This window comes from Sphingobium sp. S6 (genome assembly GCF_905120495.1).
GTDB classification, from domain to species: Bacteria; Pseudomonadota; Alphaproteobacteria; order Sphingomonadales; family Sphingomonadaceae; genus Sphingobium; species Sphingobium agri.
Genome location: NZ_CAJHOG010000001.1, coordinates 506,155 through 524,465, shown reverse-complemented (window position 1 = coordinate 524,465; position 18,311 = coordinate 506,155). Strand labels below are relative to the sequence as shown.

The 18,311-nt window shown below is 62.2% G+C and carries 15 protein-coding genes and 1 tRNA gene; 12 read left to right on the top strand and 4 right to left on the bottom strand.

Going from position 1 to position 18,311, the window contains the following annotated elements; translation table 11 throughout:
* Nucleotides 1-2: 2 nt before the first annotated feature.
* From SPHS8_RS02725 to SPHS8_RS02710, 4 genes are read left to right on the top strand one after another with little or no spacing between them, the layout of a single operon-like run.
* Nucleotides 3-1,022 (top strand): arginine N-succinyltransferase, encoded by a 1,020-nt coding sequence (locus SPHS8_RS02725; protein WP_176502189.1) that lies wholly within the window; start codon nt 3-5, stop codon nt 1,020-1,022.
* A complete protein-coding gene (locus SPHS8_RS02720; protein ID WP_201513786.1) occupies nt 1,019-2,278 on the top strand; it encodes an N-succinylarginine dihydrolase in 1,260 nt (419 codons plus the stop codon). The genes SPHS8_RS02725 and SPHS8_RS02720 overlap by 4 nt, the downstream gene beginning before the upstream one ends.
* Before the next feature lie 25 nt (nt 2,279-2,303).
* Nucleotides 2,304-2,525, top strand: coding sequence for a hypothetical protein (locus tag SPHS8_RS02715; protein ID WP_097092760.1), 222 nt, complete (start codon nt 2,304-2,306; stop codon nt 2,523-2,525).
* Between the two features lie 60 nt (nt 2,526-2,585).
* Entirely contained in the window at nt 2,586-4,040 is a 1,455-nt protein-coding gene (locus tag SPHS8_RS02710) for a cobyric acid synthase (RefSeq protein WP_201513785.1), read from the top strand.
* Nucleotides 4,041-4,228: 188 nt separating this feature from the next.
* On the opposite strand, the gene SPHS8_RS02705 is transcribed toward SPHS8_RS02710, so the two are convergent.
* A tRNA-Arg gene (locus SPHS8_RS02705) sits at nt 4,229-4,305 on the bottom strand.
* 140 nt (nt 4,306-4,445) lie between these two features.
* On the opposite strand from SPHS8_RS02705, the gene SPHS8_RS02700 reads away from it, so the two are divergent.
* Nucleotides 4,446-4,880, top strand: coding sequence for a hypothetical protein (locus tag SPHS8_RS02700; protein ID WP_201513784.1), 435 nt, complete (start codon nt 4,446-4,448; stop codon nt 4,878-4,880).
* Nucleotides 4,881-4,931: 51 nt separating this feature from the next.
* Here the strand turns inward: SPHS8_RS02700 and ppdK are convergent, their stop codons facing one another.
* The 3 genes from ppdK to SPHS8_RS02685 all read right to left on the bottom strand — a co-directional run bounded on the left by ppdK (nt 4,932) and on the right by SPHS8_RS02685 (nt 11,123).
* Entirely contained in the window at nt 4,932-7,631 is a 2,700-nt protein-coding gene (ppdK, locus tag SPHS8_RS02695; RefSeq protein ID WP_201513783.1) for a pyruvate, phosphate dikinase, read from the bottom strand.
* Nucleotides 7,632-7,780: 149 nt separating this feature from the next.
* The gene (glyS, locus tag SPHS8_RS02690; protein WP_201513782.1) at nt 7,781-10,141 is read right to left on the bottom strand and encodes a glycine--tRNA ligase subunit beta; all 2,361 of its coding nucleotides are present in this window, start codon (nt 10,139-10,141) and stop codon (nt 7,781-7,783) included.
* Nucleotides 10,142-10,250: 109 nt separating this feature from the next.
* Nucleotides 10,251-11,123, bottom strand: coding sequence for a glycine--tRNA ligase subunit alpha (locus SPHS8_RS02685; protein ID WP_097091473.1), 873 nt, complete (start codon nt 11,121-11,123; stop codon nt 10,251-10,253).
* Between the two features lie 166 nt (nt 11,124-11,289).
* On the opposite strand from SPHS8_RS02685, the gene SPHS8_RS02680 reads away from it, so the two are divergent.
* The 7 genes from SPHS8_RS02680 (at nt 11,290) to ychF (ending at nt 18,238) form a co-directional block, all read left to right on the top strand.
* Nucleotides 11,290-12,204 carry a TraB/GumN family protein gene (locus SPHS8_RS02680; protein WP_201513780.1) on the top strand — a complete coding sequence of 305 codons (915 nt, stop codon included), beginning with the start codon at nt 11,290-11,292 and terminating at the stop codon, nt 12,202-12,204.
* The gene (locus SPHS8_RS02675; protein WP_201513778.1) at nt 12,201-13,079 is read left to right on the top strand and encodes a TraB/GumN family protein; all 879 of its coding nucleotides are present in this window, start codon (nt 12,201-12,203) and stop codon (nt 13,077-13,079) included. The genes SPHS8_RS02680 and SPHS8_RS02675 overlap by 4 nt, the downstream gene beginning before the upstream one ends.
* A gap of 111 nt (nt 13,080-13,190) precedes the next feature.
* Nucleotides 13,191-13,805, top strand: a complete 615-nt coding sequence (locus SPHS8_RS02670) for a 50S ribosomal protein L25/general stress protein Ctc (RefSeq protein ID WP_201513776.1) — start codon at nt 13,191-13,193, stop codon at nt 13,803-13,805.
* Nucleotides 13,806-13,963: 158 nt separating this feature from the next.
* On the top strand, nt 13,964-14,533 hold the full coding sequence (gene pth, locus SPHS8_RS02665; RefSeq protein ID WP_097091470.1) for an aminoacyl-tRNA hydrolase: 570 nt from the start codon (nt 13,964-13,966) through the stop codon (nt 14,531-14,533).
* Nucleotides 14,534-14,673: 140 nt separating this feature from the next.
* The gene (locus tag SPHS8_RS02660) at nt 14,674-16,302 is read left to right on the top strand and encodes an alpha-D-glucose phosphate-specific phosphoglucomutase (protein ID WP_201513774.1); all 1,629 of its coding nucleotides are present in this window, start codon (nt 14,674-14,676) and stop codon (nt 16,300-16,302) included.
* Nucleotides 16,303-16,363: 61 nt separating this feature from the next.
* Nucleotides 16,364-17,068: a DUF2490 domain-containing protein gene (locus SPHS8_RS02655; RefSeq protein WP_201513772.1), complete on the top strand. Its 705-nt coding sequence runs from the start codon at nt 16,364-16,366 to the stop codon at nt 17,066-17,068.
* Between the two features lie 69 nt (nt 17,069-17,137).
* The gene (gene ychF / locus SPHS8_RS02650) at nt 17,138-18,238 is read left to right on the top strand and encodes a redox-regulated ATPase YchF (RefSeq protein WP_201513770.1); all 1,101 of its coding nucleotides are present in this window, start codon (nt 17,138-17,140) and stop codon (nt 18,236-18,238) included.
* The last annotated feature ends 73 nt before the right edge of the window (nt 18,239-18,311 follow it).

Below are 18,311 nucleotides of genomic sequence, written 5' to 3'. Positions count from 1 at the left end.
GCTTGAGCTTTGTCATGCGGACGGCGCGGGCGGATGATCTGCAAACCCTGTATGAATTAGCGAAACAAACGGGGGGAGGATTTACGAACCTGCCCGCTGACCGGAAGGCGTTGGAAGAGAAGCTGGTCCGGACCGAACTGGCTCTTGCTCGCGAGGGTGGGGAGGTTGAAGACGAACTCATTCTCATGGTTCTCGAAAACTGCACTACAGGGCAAGTTCGGGGCACCTGCCAGATTTTCAGCAAGGTCGGGCAAAGCTGGCCCTTTTATTCCTACCGCCTGGGCGTCCTGACCCAGCATAGCCGCGAGCTTTCGCGGACGTTCCGGGCGGAAATGCTCTCGCTCGTCACGGACCTCGAGGGATCGACGGAAGTAGGCGGCCTGTTCCTGCATCCGCGAGAGCGCGCGGAGGGTCTTGGCCTCCTCCTCGCCCGCAGCCGTTATCTCTACATCCGTAATCATCGCGAGCGCTTCGGAGAACGAGTGATCGCGGAGCTGCGTGGCGTGATCGATGAAGCGGGCGGCTCACCATTTTGGGACGGCCTGGCCGGGCGCTTTTTCGGCATGACATTTCAGGAAGCGGACGAATTCAATGCCATCCATGGCAATCAGTTCATCGCCGACCTGATGCCTAAAACCCCCATCTACATCGCCATGCTGAACGAAAGCGCGCGTGCCGTCATCGGCCTTCCCCATCCCAATGGCCGCGCGGCAATGCGAATGCTGGAGACGGAGGGCTTCACCAATCCGGGCTATGTCGACATTTTCGACGGCGGGCCGACGATGGTCGGACAGATCAACTCGCTGCAAACCATCGCCCATGCGCAGGATGTGACACTTGGTTCAGTCCATGACGGGGGCGGCGAAAAGCATTTGATCGCTTGCGGTCAGCGCGCCGAGTTTCGCTGCACCTACGGCCTCGTCAAACGCGCCAGCAACGAGGGCGTATCACTCGACCGGGAAAGCGCTGAACGGCTGGCGATCGAGCCGGGGCAGTCATTCACGATGGTGCCGCGCGCATGAGCGTCAGGGAGATCAACTTCGACGGCTTGATCGGCCCGAGCCACAATTATGCGGGCCTGAGCCATGGCAATCTCGCTTCGGCCAACAATGCAGGAGCGGCATCCTACCCCCGGGCAGCCGCCCTGCAAGGCATCGAGAAGATGCGCACGAACCTTCGCCTCGGCCTGACCCAAGGCATTTTCGTACCGCAATGGCGGCCGGACGGTCGCTGGCTGAACGCACTGGGCACGAACATCAGCGAAGCAGAGCCCCATATCCGGGCGGCCGCCATGTCCGCGTCGTCAATGTGGGCAGCCAATGCCGCCACGGTGTCGCCGGGGCCGGACACGGCAGACGGGCGTACCCATTTGACGGTCGCCAATCTGGTGACCATGCCCCATCGCAGCCATGAGTGGCAGCAGACGCTCACCCAATTGCAGGTCGCCTTTTCCGACAGGTCCGCATTCGCGGTGCATCCGCCGATCCCCGCGCCTTTTGGCGACGAGGGCGCCGCCAACCATATGCGGCTGTGTGACCGGCATTCGGATCAAGGCGTCGAAATATTCGTCTATGGCCAATCGGGTGGTCCCTATCCTGCGCGCCAGCATGTCGAAGCCAGCAAGGCGGTAGCGCGGCTGCACGGCCTTGATCCTGCGCGCACATTGTTCGTGATGCAGTCGCAAGAGGCGATCGCGGCCGGCGCATTCCATAATGACGTCGTAGCAGTCGCCAATGAAGGCCTGCTGTTCGCCCATGAGCAAGCCTTTGCGGACAAGGACCGCTTCTACACGCAGTTGCGGGCGCTCCTCCCGGCGGTGCAGATCATCGAAGTGCCAGCACGGGCGATAAGCCTGACCGACGCCATCCAAAGCTATCTTTTCAACGCGCAGCTAGTCACGATGCCCCATGGCGGTATGGCTCTGGTCCTGCCCGCTGAAGCAAAGGCCATCAGGAGCGTCTGGGCATGGCTGGAAAATCTGGTCGCGGGCAATGGTCCCATCCGGGAGCTGATCCCCGTCGACGTGCGCCAATCCATGGCCAATGGCGGAGGACCAGCTTGCCTGCGGCTGAGGGTCGTCGCGGACCCGGCGAATATCGATCCACGGTTTCTGGTGAACGAAGCAAAGCTCGACGCCATCGCGAACATTGTCGAGCGTAGTTGGCCCGAGGAGATCATCGCCACTGATCTTGCCGACACCCGCCTGATCGCGCAGATCGAACAATCGTGGTTAATGCTTGTTGACCATTTGCAACTTTCGGGCGACTTAATTCCTTAGAGCTAGTCGCAGCTCGAGTGGAATGATGAACCGGATCAAGCGCCTTTTCACGATCAAGACGAAGTTCGAGGCGTTTCTGGTCATCTATGCGCTTGCACTGGGCGCTACGGAGCGCGGCATCGTCTATATGGGGCAATATCCCGGTTTCGGCGGCCAATTGCTTGCCCTGGCATGCACCGGATCGGTATTCATGGCCGGCGGGATGATCATCGATGCCGTCGAGATGCGGCGGCGCCTGACCTACTGAACGGCGTTTCGGGGCAAGGCGGCGGTTGACCGGGAGCGGAGCCGCATGCAGGAGCGCTCCATGGCCGCGATCATGCTTCAGGGAACAGGATCCGACGTCGGCAAGTCGGTGCTCGTTGCGGGGCTGTGCCGCACGCTGGTGCGCCGTGGCTACAGCGTGCGTCCTTTCAAGCCGCAGAACATGTCCAATAATGCAGCCGTCACTGCCGATGGCGGAGAAATCGGCAGGGCCCAGGCTCTCCAGGCGCTGGCGGCCGGGATGGAGCCGCATAGCGACATGAACCCGGTGCTGCTGAAACCGCAGGCTGACCGGACGTCGCAACTGGTCGTGCATGGCAAGGTTCGTGGCACTCTGGGCGTTGGGAATTTCCGGACGGCGCGAGCCGAGCTTTTGGGTGCGGTGATGGAGAGCTACGAGCGGCTGCGGCAGCAATGCGACATCGTCGTGGTCGAGGGCGCCGGATCGCCCGCCGAAATCAATTTACGGGCCGGTGATATCGCGAACATGGGCTTCGCGCGGGCGGCGGATGTGCCTGTCATCCTGGTCGGCGACATAGATCGTGGCGGCGTCATTGCCGCGATCGCAGGCACCAAGGCCATTATCGATCCGGCGGATGCTGCGATGATCCGAGGATTTCTGATCAACAAGTTCCGTGGTGATCCTGCGCTGTTCGAGGATGGCTATCGCCAGATCGAGCAATTGTCAGGCTGGCGAGGCTTTGGCGTGATCCCCTGGCTATCGGCCACTGCCAGGCTGCCCAGCGAAGACGCCGTGGTGCTGGAGAGGAATATCGATCGTGGCGCCAGGGGGACGGTGATTGCCTGCCCTGTCCTGCCCCGCATCGCGAATTTCGATGATCTCGATCCGTTCAAGCTCGAGCCTGACGTGGAGCTTGTCATGGTGCCGCCGGGGCAACCGATCCCCGCCGAGGCCAGCCTGATCATTCTGCCGGGTTCGAAGGCGACCATCGCCGACCTGCGCGCATTGCGGGCGGAGGGATGGGACATCGACATCCTGTCGCATCATCGGCGCGGCAGGCCCATTTTGGGCATTTGCGGAGGGTATCAGATGCTTGGCCGCAGCATCTCAGATCCTGACGGTATCGAGGGGGAACCGGAAAGGATCGAGGGGCTGGGCCTGCTTGATGTGGACACACGGTTGACGGGCGATAAGTCGCTGGAGCGGGTGGCAGGCACGGCGTGGGGGCAAAGCTTCACGGGATATGAGATGCATGTCGGCCTGACCGACGGCCCCGATCGCGCGCGGCATTTTGCGCGACTGGCCGATGGCCGGACGGATGGAGCTGTCAGTGCGGACGGCCGCATTTGCGGCACCTATGTGCACGGCCTCTTTGCCAGCACGGAAGCGCGTGCTGGATTGCTGGCGTCGTTGGGCGTGAAATCCGGAGCGGTGGATTATGCCGCGTCGGTGGAACAGGCGCTCGATGACATTGCCGGGCAGTTGGAGCTGCATGCTGACATCGATGCGATGATCGAGATGGCGACGAAGCGCTGACGCGGACGGGTTGCGGTGGGAAATGATGCGCTTGCCGACAAGCTCGCCCACCGTTCAGCCGGGTGGCTTCCCCTGTTACTAACGGGCCGATATTTGTTGGACTTCCGACCGGCACAGTCGCGCCTCAACAGCTAAGACAATCACCTATGATCATCTTACATGCTGCTGATTTTCTTGGGAAAAGAAAATGGCGCGCCCGGAACGATTCGAACGTCCGACCCTCAGATTCGTAGTCTGATGCTCTATCCAGCTGAGCTACGGGCGCGTTGTGGAGCGGCAGATAGAGGGGGGCGGATGATTGGGCAAGCCCCTTTTTCACTTTTTTTACGGGGCTGCCGTCGCAGTTTCGCAGGCGCAACTTTTCCCGGCATTTGCTCGTTGCGGATTGGGGGAAGGAGGCGAGGCATGGCTTTCACTTTGAACGAAATCATATTGCTGGTCATCGCACTGCTCGTTGGGCTTGTGCTGGGCCTGATGATGAGCGGACGCGGCAAATATAAGCGGCTGTGGCGGAACGAGCAGATCGCGCATCGGCAGACGTTAAAGGAACGGGATGCGCGGGTGGCGGCTGTTCCTCCCGGCGTTGGGCATGATCGCTCTGATCGGGATGATCTGACACGGGTCAGAGGGATTTCAGCGGCAGATGCGGCCGCACTGCATGAGGCGGGCTATCATCGTTATGACCAGCTTGGCGCGATCAGTGACGAGCAGCAAGCGGCGTTGGAGGCACGGCTGGGGCGGGAACCGGGAACGATCGCGCGCGAGGAATGGCGCACGCAGGCGCGGCTGCTCGAAACCGGCAAGGTCCGCGAGCATGAGCGGCGCTATTTGGAGACATAAGGTGGATGCCCCCTAACCCCTCCCGCGTACGGGAGGGGTTTATGGGTCGCGCTATTTCTTCGCCAGCGCGGCCTGCGCAGCGGCGAGGCGGGCGATCGGGACGCGGTAGGGCGAGGCCGAAACATAGTCGAGGCCGGTAGCCTCGCAGAAGGCGATCGAGGCGGGATCGCCGCCATGTTCGCCGCAGATGCCGAGCTTGATCCCCGGACGGGTCGCGCGACCACGCTCGGCCGCCAACTCGATCAGTTGGCCTACGCCCTCCACATCGATGCTGACGAATGGATCGCGGGCGAAGATGCCCTTGTCGACATATTGCGTCAGGAAGCGGCCAGCGTCGTCACGGCTGATGCCGATCGTCGTTTGCGTGAGATCGTTGGTGCCGAAGGAGAAGAATTCGCCGACCTCCGCAATCTCGCCAGCCTTCAGCGCAGCGCGCGGCAGTTCGATCATGGTGCCGACGAGATATTCGACCGAGGCGCCCTGCTCCGCGAAGACTTCACTGGCGACGCGATCGACGATCGCCTTCATCAGTTCCAGTTCCTTCCTTGTCGCGACAAGCGGGATCATGATTTCCGGGATCGGCGCTTCGCCGCTGCGCTGCTTGATGAGAAGCGCGGCTTCGAAGATCGCCCGGGCCTGCATCTCGTATATTTCGGGATAAGTGACGCCGAGGCGGCAACCGCGATGGCCGAGCATCGGGTTGAACTCGTGCAGTTCGGCGGCGCGGCGCTTGAGCGCGTCAACGCCGACGCCCGCAGCCTTGGCCACTTCCTCGAACTCCGCCTCGCCATGAGGCAGGAATTCGTGCAGCGGCGGGTCGAGCAGGCGGATGGTGACGGGCAGACCGGCCATCACCATGAAGATCTGCGCGAAATCGTCCCGCTGCTCGGGCAGCAGCTTTTCGAGCGCGGCGCGGCGGCCCTTCTCCGTGTCGGCGAGGATCATCTCGCGGACCGCAGTGATGCGGGCGGCGTCGAAGAACATATGTTCGGTACGGCAGAGGCCGACGCCCTCCGCGCCGAAATCACGCGCGGTCTGGCAGTCGAGCGGGGTTTCGGCATTGGCGCGAACCTTCAGGCGGCGGACCTTGTCGGCCCAGCCCATCAGCGTGCCGAAGTCGCCAGCCAGTTCGGGCTGCACCGTCGGCACTTCACCCGCCATCACCTCGCCAGTCGAACCGTCGATGGTGAGGATGTCACCTTCCTTGAGCGTGCGCCCTTCGATGCGCAGCGTCTTGGCGGCGTTGTCGATCGACAGGCTACCAGCGCCGGACACGCAAGGACGGCCCATGCCGCGCGCCACCACCGCCGCGTGTGACGTCATGCCGCCACGCGCGGTCAGGATGCCCTTTGCGGCGTGCATGCCGTGAATGTCTTCGGGGCTGGTTTCGACGCGGACGAGAATGACGGAATCGCCAAGCTCGTTGCGGCGCTCGGCCGTATCGGCGTCGAACACGATCGCGCCAGATGCGGCGCCCGGAGACGCCGGCAGGCCCTTGGTCAGCACATCGCGGGGCGCCTTGGGATCGAGCGTGGGGTGCAGAAGCTGGTCGAGCGCGGCGGGATCGACGCGGGCGACGGCTTCTTCCTCGCTGATCAGGCCTTCGGTCGCCATATCGACGGCGATCTTGAGCGCGGCCTTGGCGGTGCGCTTGCCCGAACGGGTCTGGAGCATCCAGAGCTTGCCCTGCTGCACCGTGAACTCGATGTCCTGCATGTCGCGATAATGGGTTTCGAGGATCTGAAACACCCGCGCCAGTTCGGCGTAGGTTTCCGGCATCGCCTCTTCCATCGACAGCGGCTTGGCCCCTGCCCGCTCGCGCGCCTGGCGTGTGAGATATTGCGGTGTGCGGATGCCCGCGACGACGTCTTCGCCCTGCGCGTTGATCAGATATTCGCCATAATAGGCGTTCTCGCCGGTCGCCGGGTCGCGGGTAAAGGCAACGCCCGTGGCCGAGGTGTCGCCCATATTGCCGAAGACCATTGCCTGCACGTTGACGGCGGTGCCCCAATCGTGGGGGATCGAGTTCAGGCGGCGATACACCTTGGCGCGGTCGGCCTGCCAGCTGCCGAATACGGCGCTGATCGCGCCCCACAGCTGGTCGTTCACATCCTGCGGAAAGGGCTTGTTCCAGAGCTTTGAAACAAGGCCTTTATATTCAGCAACGAGCGCCTTCCAGTCGTCGGCGGTCATTTCCGTGTCGAGCGTGTAGCCCTGATCTTCCTTGGCGATCTCAAGAGCCTCCTCAAACGCGCCATGGTCGAGTTCCAGCACCACGTCAGAGTACATCTGGATGAAACGGCGATAGCTGTCCCAGGCGAAACGCTCGTCACCCGACGCGGCGGCAAGGCCGAGGACGGTTTCATCGTTGAGACCGAGGTTGAGGACGGTGTCCATCATGCCGGGCATCGAGATGCGCGCGCCGGAGCGGACGGAGACGAGCAGCGGGTCGGCCGCGTCACCGAACTTCTTGCCCGTGACCCCCTCGATATGGGCGATGCCGTTCGCGACTTCCGCCTTCAGGCTATCCGGGAACATGCCGCCATCCTGATAATAGCGGGTGCACATTTCGGTCGTGATCGTGAAGCCGGGAGGCACAGGCAGGCCGATGGCGGCCATGCCGTCCAGATTGGCGCCCTTGCCGCCCAGGAGATTCTTGTCACCCTTGCCGCCATCATCGACGCCGCCGCCGAAACGATAGACATAACGCGTCGCGGTCGTGCTCATGCTGGCCTCTTCCATTTTCAACATAATCCCGGCTCTCCCTGCACTGATTGCCGTGTATTTGTGCGTTGCAGCAACATTCCTACAACAGGCGGGGCGATGAACGCACCCGCTTTTACGATGATCCTTTGCCTTCTCTATTCTTTTCCGACGCTTCGCAGCCCGGTTCTTACGAATTACCCTGCAATTTTCGAGAAATCAGCGACCGCATGCACAGCGTCCCGCACCCGCGCGAGCAGCGCGAGACGCGCCAAGCGTTTGGCCGGGTCAGCGTCGTTCACTGTCACCTTGTCGAAGAACGCATCGATCGGCGCGCGCAGGCTGGCGAGCGCGCCCATGGCGCCTTCAAAGTCCTCGGCCTGCACAGCAGCGCTTGCGCGCGGTTCGGCGGCGTCAAGGGCGGCGATGAGTTCGGCCTCGGCGGGTTCGGGAGTGTAGGTTAACGGCGTCACCTCAGCGGAAGCTGGGGTCTCAGCTTCGCTCGACCCGCCTGAGATGCCAGCTTCCGCTGGCATGACGAAGCGAGTGGGTTCTTCCTTCTTCAGGATATTGGCGGCGCGCTTGTATCCGGCGAGAAGGTTGGTGCCGTCATCGGTCGCGACGAAGGATTGGAGCGCCTTCACGCGAGCGAGCAGGCGGACGAGATCATCTTCTCCGCCGAGCGCGAACACGGCGTCGATCAGGTCGTGGCGGACGCCTGCTTCCTTTTGCTGGACTTTTAGGCGGTCGGCGAAGAAGTCTGAAACAGCGTTATCAAAAGCTGAATAAGTAGCGGCGTTTTTCTCGAACTCTTCTGCCGCAATGGCTCCCATCTCCTCAACCTTATCGTCTGGCAGTTGCTTGGCCAGATTCAACTTGGATCGTCGCAACTGACGAAAATATTCAAAGGGCGCGCCCACGTATTCAAGTTGTAGCGCTTGATCTGCAAATGGAGCTTGAAATTCATCTACGTACGAATGTTTTCTAGCTTGCAACCAAATTGCCGAAACAGGTGCGCGCAGTCCAAGACGCAAGCCATTCTGACTGATCACTTCAATGATCGCTAGCGCCGCACGCCTAATCGCAAAAGGATCTTTTGACCCGGTGGGTCTTTCGTCCACCGCAAAGAAGCTTACCAAAGTATCCAATTTGTCCGCCAGCGACACCGCCACCGTCACCGGCGCAGTGGGCACCTCATCACCCTGCCCGACCGGCTTGTAGTGATCGCGGATCGCATCGGCCACGGCATCGGGCAGACCTTCGGCGCGGGCGTAGTAGCCGCCCATGATGCCCTGGAGTTCAGGGAATTCTCCAACCATTTCGGTGACGAGGTCGGCCTTGGCGAGGCGGGCCGCTTGTTCGGCCAGGTTTGCGAGTTCCTCGGACGTCGCTGCCTGCCCACCCCCGGCCCCTCCCGCTTGCGGGAGGGGGGAAGTCGTTACTATGCCTTCTTCTACCAGCCAGCGGGCCAGTTTCGCCACGCGGTCCACCTTGTCGGCTACGGTGCCGAGCTTTTCGTGGAAGGTGATGCGTTCGAGCTTTTTGGCGTGATCTTTGAGGCTGGTCTTGCGGTCCTGTTCCCAGAAGAAGCGGGCGTCGGACAGGCGCGCGGCGAGGACCTTGCGGTTGCCCGCGACAATTGCTTCGCCGCCATCCTTGGCCTCGATATTGGCGGTGCAGATGAAGGCCGGAGCCAGCTTGCCCGCACCATCGCGCAGAACGAAATATTTCTGGTTTATCCGGAGGGTTAGCTGAATGACCTCAGGCGGGACATCAAGGAAGGTCGGGTCGAAATCGCCTAACAGCGGGACAGGCCATTCGGTTAGCCCGGCATTTTCAGCGACGAGTCCCTTGTCCTCGATGACCGTATAGCCCTTCGCGGCGGCGGCCTCGTTGGCCTTTGCCTCGATGATCGACTGGCGTTCCTGATGGCTGACGATCACATGGCAGGCGCGCAGTTTTTCGACATAGTCATGCGCGCCGCCGATGGTGATTTCGCCGGGATGATGGAAGCGATGGCCAAGCGTGGCGTAGCTCGACCTGATGCCTTCGATCTCAATGTCGACCAAATCCTCGCCGAGGATGGCGACGATACCTTGCAGCGGACGGACCCAGCGCAGGCTCTCCGTCGTCTGCGAAGCGGTGCCCCAACGCATGGATTTGGGCCAGGGGAAAGCACGGACGATGGTGGGCACGGCTTGCGCCAGCACTTCCGCCGTCGCGCGGCCGGGCTTGTTGACGGTCGCGAACCAGACGCCCTCGCGGTCCTCAAGCTGGTCCTGGGTGAGGCCGGTCTTACGGAGAAAGCCTTCCAGCGCCTGCGCGGGAGCGCTGGTGCGGGGGCCTTTGAACTCCTCGCTGACGGCCGCTGTCTCAAGGGGCAGGCTGCGCGCGACCAGGGCGAGGCGGCGCGGCGTGACGAAGCTGTCGATGGATTCCGGCTTCAGGGCAGCTTTTGCCAACTCATCGGTGAAGAGGCGGGCGAGGTCTTCCGATGCTTTGAGCTGCATCCGGGCCGGAATTTCTTCGCAGCGCAGTTCGAGGAGGAAATCGGTCATGCGATTTCCTCCGCAGGCCCAATGGACACTGGGGCCTCAGGCAGGATGGTGGATTGATTGGGGCACGAGATCCCAGCGTTCGCTGGGATGACGGTGTTAAACATCTGCATCATGCGGCCCACCCGTTTACTTCCATCCACTTCTCACACGAACCCTTGGCGAGGTCGCGGACGCGGCCGATGTAGCTGGCGCGTTCCTGGACGGAGATGACGCCGCGCGCCTGGAGCAGGTTAAAGACATGGCTTGCCTTGATCGCCTGATCATAGGCGGCGAGCGGGACGCCTGCTTCCAGCGACGCCTTGCACTCGGCCTCGGCATCCTTGAACCAGCGGAACAGCTTTTCGGTGTCTGCGATCTCGAAATTCCATTTCGACATCTGTTGTTCATTGGCGAGGAAGACGTCGCCATAGGTCACGCCCGCGTCGTTGAACTTCAGATCATAGACACTGTCGACGCCCTGAATATACATGGCGAGGCGTTCGAGGCCGTAGGTCAGCTCGCCCGCGACAGGCTTGCAATCGAAGCCGCCCATCTGCTGGAAATAGGTGAACTGGGTGACTTCCATGCCGTCGCACCAGACTTCCCAGCCCAAGCCCCAGGCGCCGAGCGTCGGGCTTTCCCAATCGTCCTCGACAAAGCGGATGTCGTGGACGAGCGGATCGATGCCGATCTCCACCAGCGAGCCCAGATAAAGCTCCTGAAGGTTCGCCGGGGACGGCTTCATGATGACCTGATATTGGTAATAATGCTGGAGGCGATTGGGATTTTCGCCATAGCGGCCATCGGTCGGGCGGCGGCTGGGCTGCACATAGGCGGCGTTCCAGGCGTCCGGACCGAGGCTGCGCAAGGTGGTGGCAGGGTGAAAGGTGCCCGCGCCGACTTCCATGTCATAGGGTTGCAGGATCACGCAGCCCTGGCGGCCCCAATAGGCATGCAGGGTGAGGATCAGGTCCTGAAAGGAAAGCGGCTTGCCTGTCGCCACGGACGGTCCCTTGCGAAAATGACGGTTTGATCGCGCGCGCCTTGGCGCAGGAGGGCTTTAGGGTCAAGGAAAAGCGGCTTGGCAGGCACTAATCCGCTTGCCCAAATCCCCCCTGCCCCGCATGGATGCTGCGAAGTTTGTTGATGATGATGGATCTATGCGCAACATGAGATGGTCGCTTTCCCTCCTGATCGCTGCGGGCCTGATGATGTTGAGCGGCTGCGCGCAGGAGCAGCAAGCCACGGCGCGCCCGCCGATTGCGAAGTCCGGCTATGTGACGCCTGCGCTGTGGCAGGTGCGGGACGAGGACACGACCATCTATCTGTTCGGCACTGTCCATGTACTGAAACCAGGGACGGAGTGGTTCAAGGGCGGCGTGAAGCGGGCATTCGACGGCTCTGACGAGCTGATTTTGGAGATTGTCGAGCCAGACGATCCGCAGGCGATGGCCGCCGCCATGGCGCACAAGGGTCTGGCGCGCGACGGCGTGAAGCTGTCGGAGAGGCTCGCCCCGGCTATGCGCGGGAAATATCAGGCCGCGATGGTGGCGAACGGATTGCCCTGGCAGATGTTCGAGCCATTCAATCCCTGGATGGCCGGGATGGCGCTGGCGGTGAAGCCGCTTGAGAAGCTGGGCTACGAAGCCGATCTGGGCGCCGAGAAGACGCTGACCGCCGCAGCGAAGGCGGCGGGCAAGAAGGTCGGCGCGCTGGAGACGATAGAACAGCAGCTTGGCTATTTCGCCGGACTGCCGATGGATAGTCAGGTCAAGTTCCTGACCGCTACAGTCGACGGGTTGCCGGAGATGGATAAGGAATTTTCCCGGCTGATCGCGCATTGGCAGGACGGCGATCCCGCCAAGTTGGCAGCAGAGATGAATGAATCGCTGGAGGCCACGCCGGAGCTGGCGCAGGTGCTGCTGATCCAGCGAAATGGCAGTTGGGCCAAATGGATCAAGGAGCGGCTGGCGCGGCCCGGAACCGTCTTCATTGCCGTGGGCGCCGGGCATCTGGCGGGCAAGGGCAGCGTGCAGGACCAGCTCAAGGATCTGGGCGTGGCTTCGGTCAGGGTTGCCGAGTGAGCTGGCTGCGATGGCTGGGTTTATGCGCGCTGCTGCTCGTGGCGGCTTGCGGACGGGAGCAGGGCTCGCCGCCGGTTGAAGACGGACCTGCGCTGTGGCGGGTGCAGGGGCATGGACTGGATGGCTGGCTGTTCGGCACGATCCATGTGCTGCCGCGTGGCGTCGATTGGCGAACGGGCGACATAGAACGCGCGATCGGGGATGCCGACCGGCTGGTGCTGGAATCCGCCGAGATACAGGACCCGCAGCGAACCAGGGCCTTGTTCGAGAAGATGGGTCGCAGTCCCGGCCTCCCGCCGCTCGAGGCCCGGGTGCCTGCGTCCGAGCAGGCCGAATTGCGGCGGGTCGCTGATGATGGTGGGGCCGATCTGCGGCTCCTGTCGGGCTATGAAAGCTGGGCTGCGGCCATGCTCTTGTCGGCGGCGGCACAGCAATCCCTCCATCTAAGCGCCAGCGCAGGGGTGGAGACCGTGTTGATCGAGGCGTTCCGGGATGCGGGCAAGCCGATCAACGGACTGGAAACGGTCGCGCGGCAGTTCGGCGCATTCGATACCTTGCCGGAAGCATCGCAGCGGCGACTTCTGACGCAAACGGTGGCGGAAGCGGAGGACATGAAGGCGCTTTACGAGCGGATCCTGCATGCTTGGCTGAAGGGCGACATGGCCGCGATTGCGCGCGAGGATCAAGCTGGAGAGCGGCCCGATCCAGCTGTTGAGAAAGCCGTGCTGGTCGCGCGCAACCGGGAGTGGAGCGTTGCGATCACCCGATTGAAGGGGCGGCCGTTCATAGCGGTCGGCACCGGGCATCTGACCGGGCGAGACAATCTCATCAGCTTGCTGGAAGAGCGCGGATACAGGATGACACGGGTGCAATAACGCCGCGCCCTTGCCTTTGCCTGCCTTTCTGCTACAGGGCCGCCTTCCCGTGATGGTCATCCCTGGAGGCGTTGCGGGAAGTTTTGACATATCAGCTTTTGGAGACACGCAATGAGCGAGCAGCTTACGCTGTCGGCCGAGGCACGCGATCGGGCAGGCAAGGGAGCCTCCCGCGCTCTCCGCCGTGAGGGCCGCGTACCCGCCGTCATCTATGGTAACAACGAAGAACCCCAGTCGATCCACGTCGAGGAAAAGCTCCTCAACAAGCTGCTCGGCACCGGCCACTTCTTCAATTCGGTCGTCTTTGTGGAAGTCGGCGGCAACAAGGTTCGTACCCTTGCCAAGGACGTTGCTTTCCATCCCGTGACCGACCGTCCGCTGCACGCCGACTTCCTGCGCGTTTCGGAACATGCCACCGTCCACGTCAACGTGCCGGTGCGCTTCGAAAATGAAGACGCTTCGCCTGGCCTCAAGAAGGGCGGCGTTCTCAACATCGTCGCGCATGACATCGAACTGATTGTCGACGCGGCCGAAATCCCCGACGACGTGGTCGTGGACCTCAGGGGCCTGGACGTGGGTGAATCGATCCACATCGGCGCTGTGACGCTGCCCCGTGGCGCCAAGGCTGCGCATGATGAAACCGACTTCACCGTCGCGACCATCGTTGCTCCGTCTGCCCTGAAGAGCGCCGAGGGTGACAACGAGACTCCGGCTGAAGGCGAATAAGCCTTTTTCCGTTACGACTAAAGCAGCCCCGTTCGGGCTGAGCGAAGCCGAAGCCCTCAACTGAACGAAGCGAAGAATGCCTTCATTTCGTTCAGGCGAGCCCTTGGACAAGCTCAGAGCGAACGGGGCTTTGTTGTTATACAGGCTGGGAGATACGGATGCAGATCTGGGCAGGCCTCGGCAATCCGGGCACCCAATATGCGATGCACCGGCACAATGTCGGCTTCATGGCGGCTGACGTCATTGCCGACATGTATCGCTTCTCCCCACCCAAAAAGCAGTTTCATGGCTGGGTGCAGGAAGGCCGCATCGGAACAGAGAAGATCGTCCTGCTGAAGCCCGCCACCTTCATGAACGAAAGCGGCCGTTCAGTCGGGGAGGCCATGCGCTTCTACAAACTGACGCCGCAGGATGTGACCGTCTTCCACGACGAGCTGGACCTCGCGCCGATGAAGGTGAAGGTGAAGCGGGGCGGCGGCAATGCGGGGCATAACGGCCTGCGGTCGACGGACGCGCACATCGGGGCGGATTTCCGGCGCGTGCGGATCGGCATTGGCCATCCGGGGCACAAGGACCGGGTGCATGGCTATGTGCTGGGCAATTATCACAAGAGCGAGATGGACGCGCTGGCCGATATGTTGGGAGCGATCGGCGCGGAGGCAGAGTGGCTGGCGAAGGGCGATGACGCCCGCTTCATGAATGAGGTTGCGCTAAGGCTCGCGGACTGATGAGCGGGGCCTGCGGGGAAAGTTGTGAGTCCACGGCCCACCGCCCTACCCGCGCGGTGAAATCTGGGTGACGCATTGCGCAACGCAGCATCCAGGCGCCATAGAGGATACCTGACCTTCCACTTCTCAAGAGGATACAGGTGATCCAGACCGTCGCCACCAAGCCTTTCAATGACCAGAAGCCGGGCACGTCCGGCCTGCGCAAGAAGGTCCGCGTTTTTCAACAGCCGCATTATGCAGCCAATTTCGTGCAGTCGGTGTTCGACAGCCTCTCCGGCTTTGAAGGCCAGACGCTGGTCGTCGGCGGTGACGGACGATACTTCAATCGCGAGGTCATCCAGGTCGTGCTCAAAATGGCGGCCGCCAACGGCTTCGGCCGGGTGCTCGTCGGCCAAGGCGGCATATTGTCGACTCCCGCGGCATCGCACCTCATCCGCTCCTCAGGTGCATTCGGTGGCCTTGTGCTTTCGGCCAGCCATAATCCAGGTGGCCCGGACGAGGATTTCGGCATCAAATATAATGTCGGCAATGGCGGCCCCGCACCGGAGAAAGTAACGGACGCCATCCACGCGCGGACGCTCTCGATCGACAGCTATCGCATCGTCGATGCCGGCGACATCGACATCGATACGCTGGGAACGCGTGAACTGGCCGGGATGACGGTCGAGATTGTCGATCCGGTCGCCGCCTATGCCGACCTGATGGAGCAACTGTTCGACTTCCCGGCCATTTGCGAGATGATCGCCGAAGGCTTCACCCTCTCCTTCGACGCGATGAGCGCGGTCACCGGCCCGTACGCGACAGAGATTTTCGAGCGGCGTTTGGGCGCGCAACCGGGAACCGTGCGCAACGGCACACCCCTTCCCGACTTCGGCCATCACCATCCCGACCCCAACCTCGTCCATGCGAAAGAACTCTATGACCGCATGATGGGTGACGCCGCGCCCGATTTCGGCGCAGCATCGGATGGCGATGGGGACAGGAACCTGATCATCGGCCGCAATTGTTATGTGACGCCTTCGGACTCGCTAGCGGTGCTGGCGGCGAATGCCCATCTCGCGCCCGGCTACGCAAAGGGCCTCAAGGGCATTGCGCGATCGATGCCGACCAGCGGCGCGGCGGATCGCGTGGCGGAAAGGCTCGGCATTCCGCTGTATGAAACCCCGACAGGATGGAAATTCTTCGGCAACTTGCTGGATGCGGGCATGGCGACGATCTGCGGCGAGGAAAGCGCGGGGACGGGCTCCGACCATGTACGCGAGAAGGACGGCATCTGGGCGGTGCTGCTGTGGCTCAACATCCTGGCGTCGCGCAGGCAAAGCGTGGCGGAGATCATGCAGACGCATTGGGCGACTTACGGCCGCAACTATTATGCGCGGCACGATTATGAAGCCATCGCCAAGGATCGCGCGGACGCACTGATGGCTGCACTTCGGGACAGGCTGACTGCCCTCCCCGGCACGGCGAACAGCGGCGGCGCGGTGCAGAGCGCGGATGATTTCGCCTATAGCGATCCGACCGATCAGTCGGTCAGCAGGAACCAGGGCATTCGCATCCTGTTCGAGGATGGATCGCGCGTCGTATTCCGGCTGTCGGGCACTGGCACCGAAGGCGCGACGCTGCGCGTCTATATCGAGCGCTATGTGCACCGCCACGGCAAGCTTGACATGGAAACCGCAGACGCGCTTGCGCCACTGGTACGCGCGGCGCAGGAAATCGCGGATATCACCGGCTTCACCGGCATGGAGCAGCCGAGCGTGATTACCTGACAGACATAAAAAGTCACCGGAGGGAAATCGGATGGCAAGGGCGAGCGACTAGGGACGCCCCATGTTCCGACCTCGTCCTGCTGTTCATCTTTTCGGCGCTCTCTTGAGTGCCTCGACCCTTTTGCCCGGCGCTGCTGCACATGCCAAGACGGCCGAAGATGAACAGGTCTGGCTCAACCTGACAGCGATGGGGCCAGTGAGCGGAAAGCTCATCTATTTCGCCGAAATTCAGCCCCGTTTCGGCAATGGCGCGTCGCAAGCCGACCAGACCATCCTCCGCGGCGCGGTGGGGTGGAAGCTGTCGCCCGAGTTGTCCATCTATCACGGCTACGGGCATATTGTCCTGCCGTCGCAGGGCGGGCGCGACGTTAATGAAGAGCGCAGCTTCCAGCAGATCAGCTGGACGATCGGCAAGCCGGGGGGCGGCGAATTTTCGTCCCGAACGCGGCTGGAGCAGCGCTGGCGTTCGGACGGCAGCGGCATGGGATGGCGGCTGCGGGAAATGCTACGTTATGAAAAGCCGCTGAAGCCCGGCAGCCAGGCGGTCAATGCACTGGTCTACGCGGAGGGATTCGCAGCGCTCAACAGCACGAATTGGGGGCAGCGGGCGGGCTTCGACCAATTGCGCAGCTTCGTCGGGGCGGAGGTCAAGCTGATGGGCAAATCCACCGCCGAGATCGGCTATCTCAATCAACTGATCAACCAGCGGGGCGGGAACGAGCGCATGAACCACGTCGCATCAGTAACGCTCTTCTTCCGGCGCTGAGCACAGGCTGGCCTTCGGACGCGGAACAGGCTATCGGCCCGGCGATCATTTTGACGTGAAGGCAGGTCCATGGGTTTTCGTTGCGGTATCGTCGGGCTTCCCAATGTGGGCAAGTCCACCCTTTTCAATGCGCTGACCGAAACGCAGGCTGCGCAGGCGGCGAACTATCCCTTCTGCACGATCGAGCCCAATGAAGGCCGCGTGGCCGTACCCGACGACCGGCTGCAGACCATCGCCAAGATCGGCGGCAGCGCCAAGATCATCGAAACGCAGCTGTCCTTCGTTGACATTGCAGGCCTGGTGCGAGGCGCGTCCAAGGGTGAAGGACTTGGCAATCAGTTCCTCGCCAACATCCGTGAAACGGACGCCATCGTCCATGTGCTGCGCTGTTTTGAAGATGGCGACATCACCCACGTCGAAGGCAAGGTCGATCCCATCGCCGATGCGGAGACGGTCGAGACCGAGTTGATGCTGGCGGACCTGGAAAGCCTGGAAAAGCGTGTCCCGAACTTCGCCAAAAAGGCGGCGCAGGGAGACAAGGAAGCCAAGGCGGCGGCGTCGGTATTGGGCAAGGCGCTGGACCTGCTGCGCGACGGCAAGCCCGCGCGGCTGACGCAGCCCGGCGATGACGAGGAAGCTCGCATTTTCCAGCAAGCCCAGTTGCTGACCGCCAAGCCCGTTCTTTATGTCTGCAATGTCGAGGAAGAGGCAGCTGCGGAGGGTAATGCACACTCCGCTCGGGTGTTCGAAAAGGCAGCGGCCGAAGGCGCGAAGGCAGTGATCGTATCCGCTGCGATCGAAGCCGAACTTATCACCATGCCGGTTGAAGAGCGTGCCGAATATCTGGAAGCTCTGGGCCTGACCGAAGCAGGCCTCGCCCGCATTATCCGCGCGGGTTATGAATTGCTGGGCCTCATCACCTTCTTCACCGTTGGTCCGAAGGAAGCGCGCGCCTGGACGGTCGCAAAGGGATCAAAGGCTCCACAAGCGGCCGGCGCGATCCATACCGACTTTGAAAAGGGCTTCATCCGCGCCGAAACCATGGCCTATGCCGACTATGTCCAGTTCAATGGCGAGGCTGGAGCCAGGGAAGCGGGCAAGTGGCGGTCCGAAGGCAAGGATTATGTAACCCAGGACGGCGACATCATGCTATTCCGCTTCAACGTCTGACGTCGTGACGCTGCCGGCGGCTGTTAACGGACGGACTCCTTGACCTCGCGCCGCTTCCCTAACGGGCCGTTAT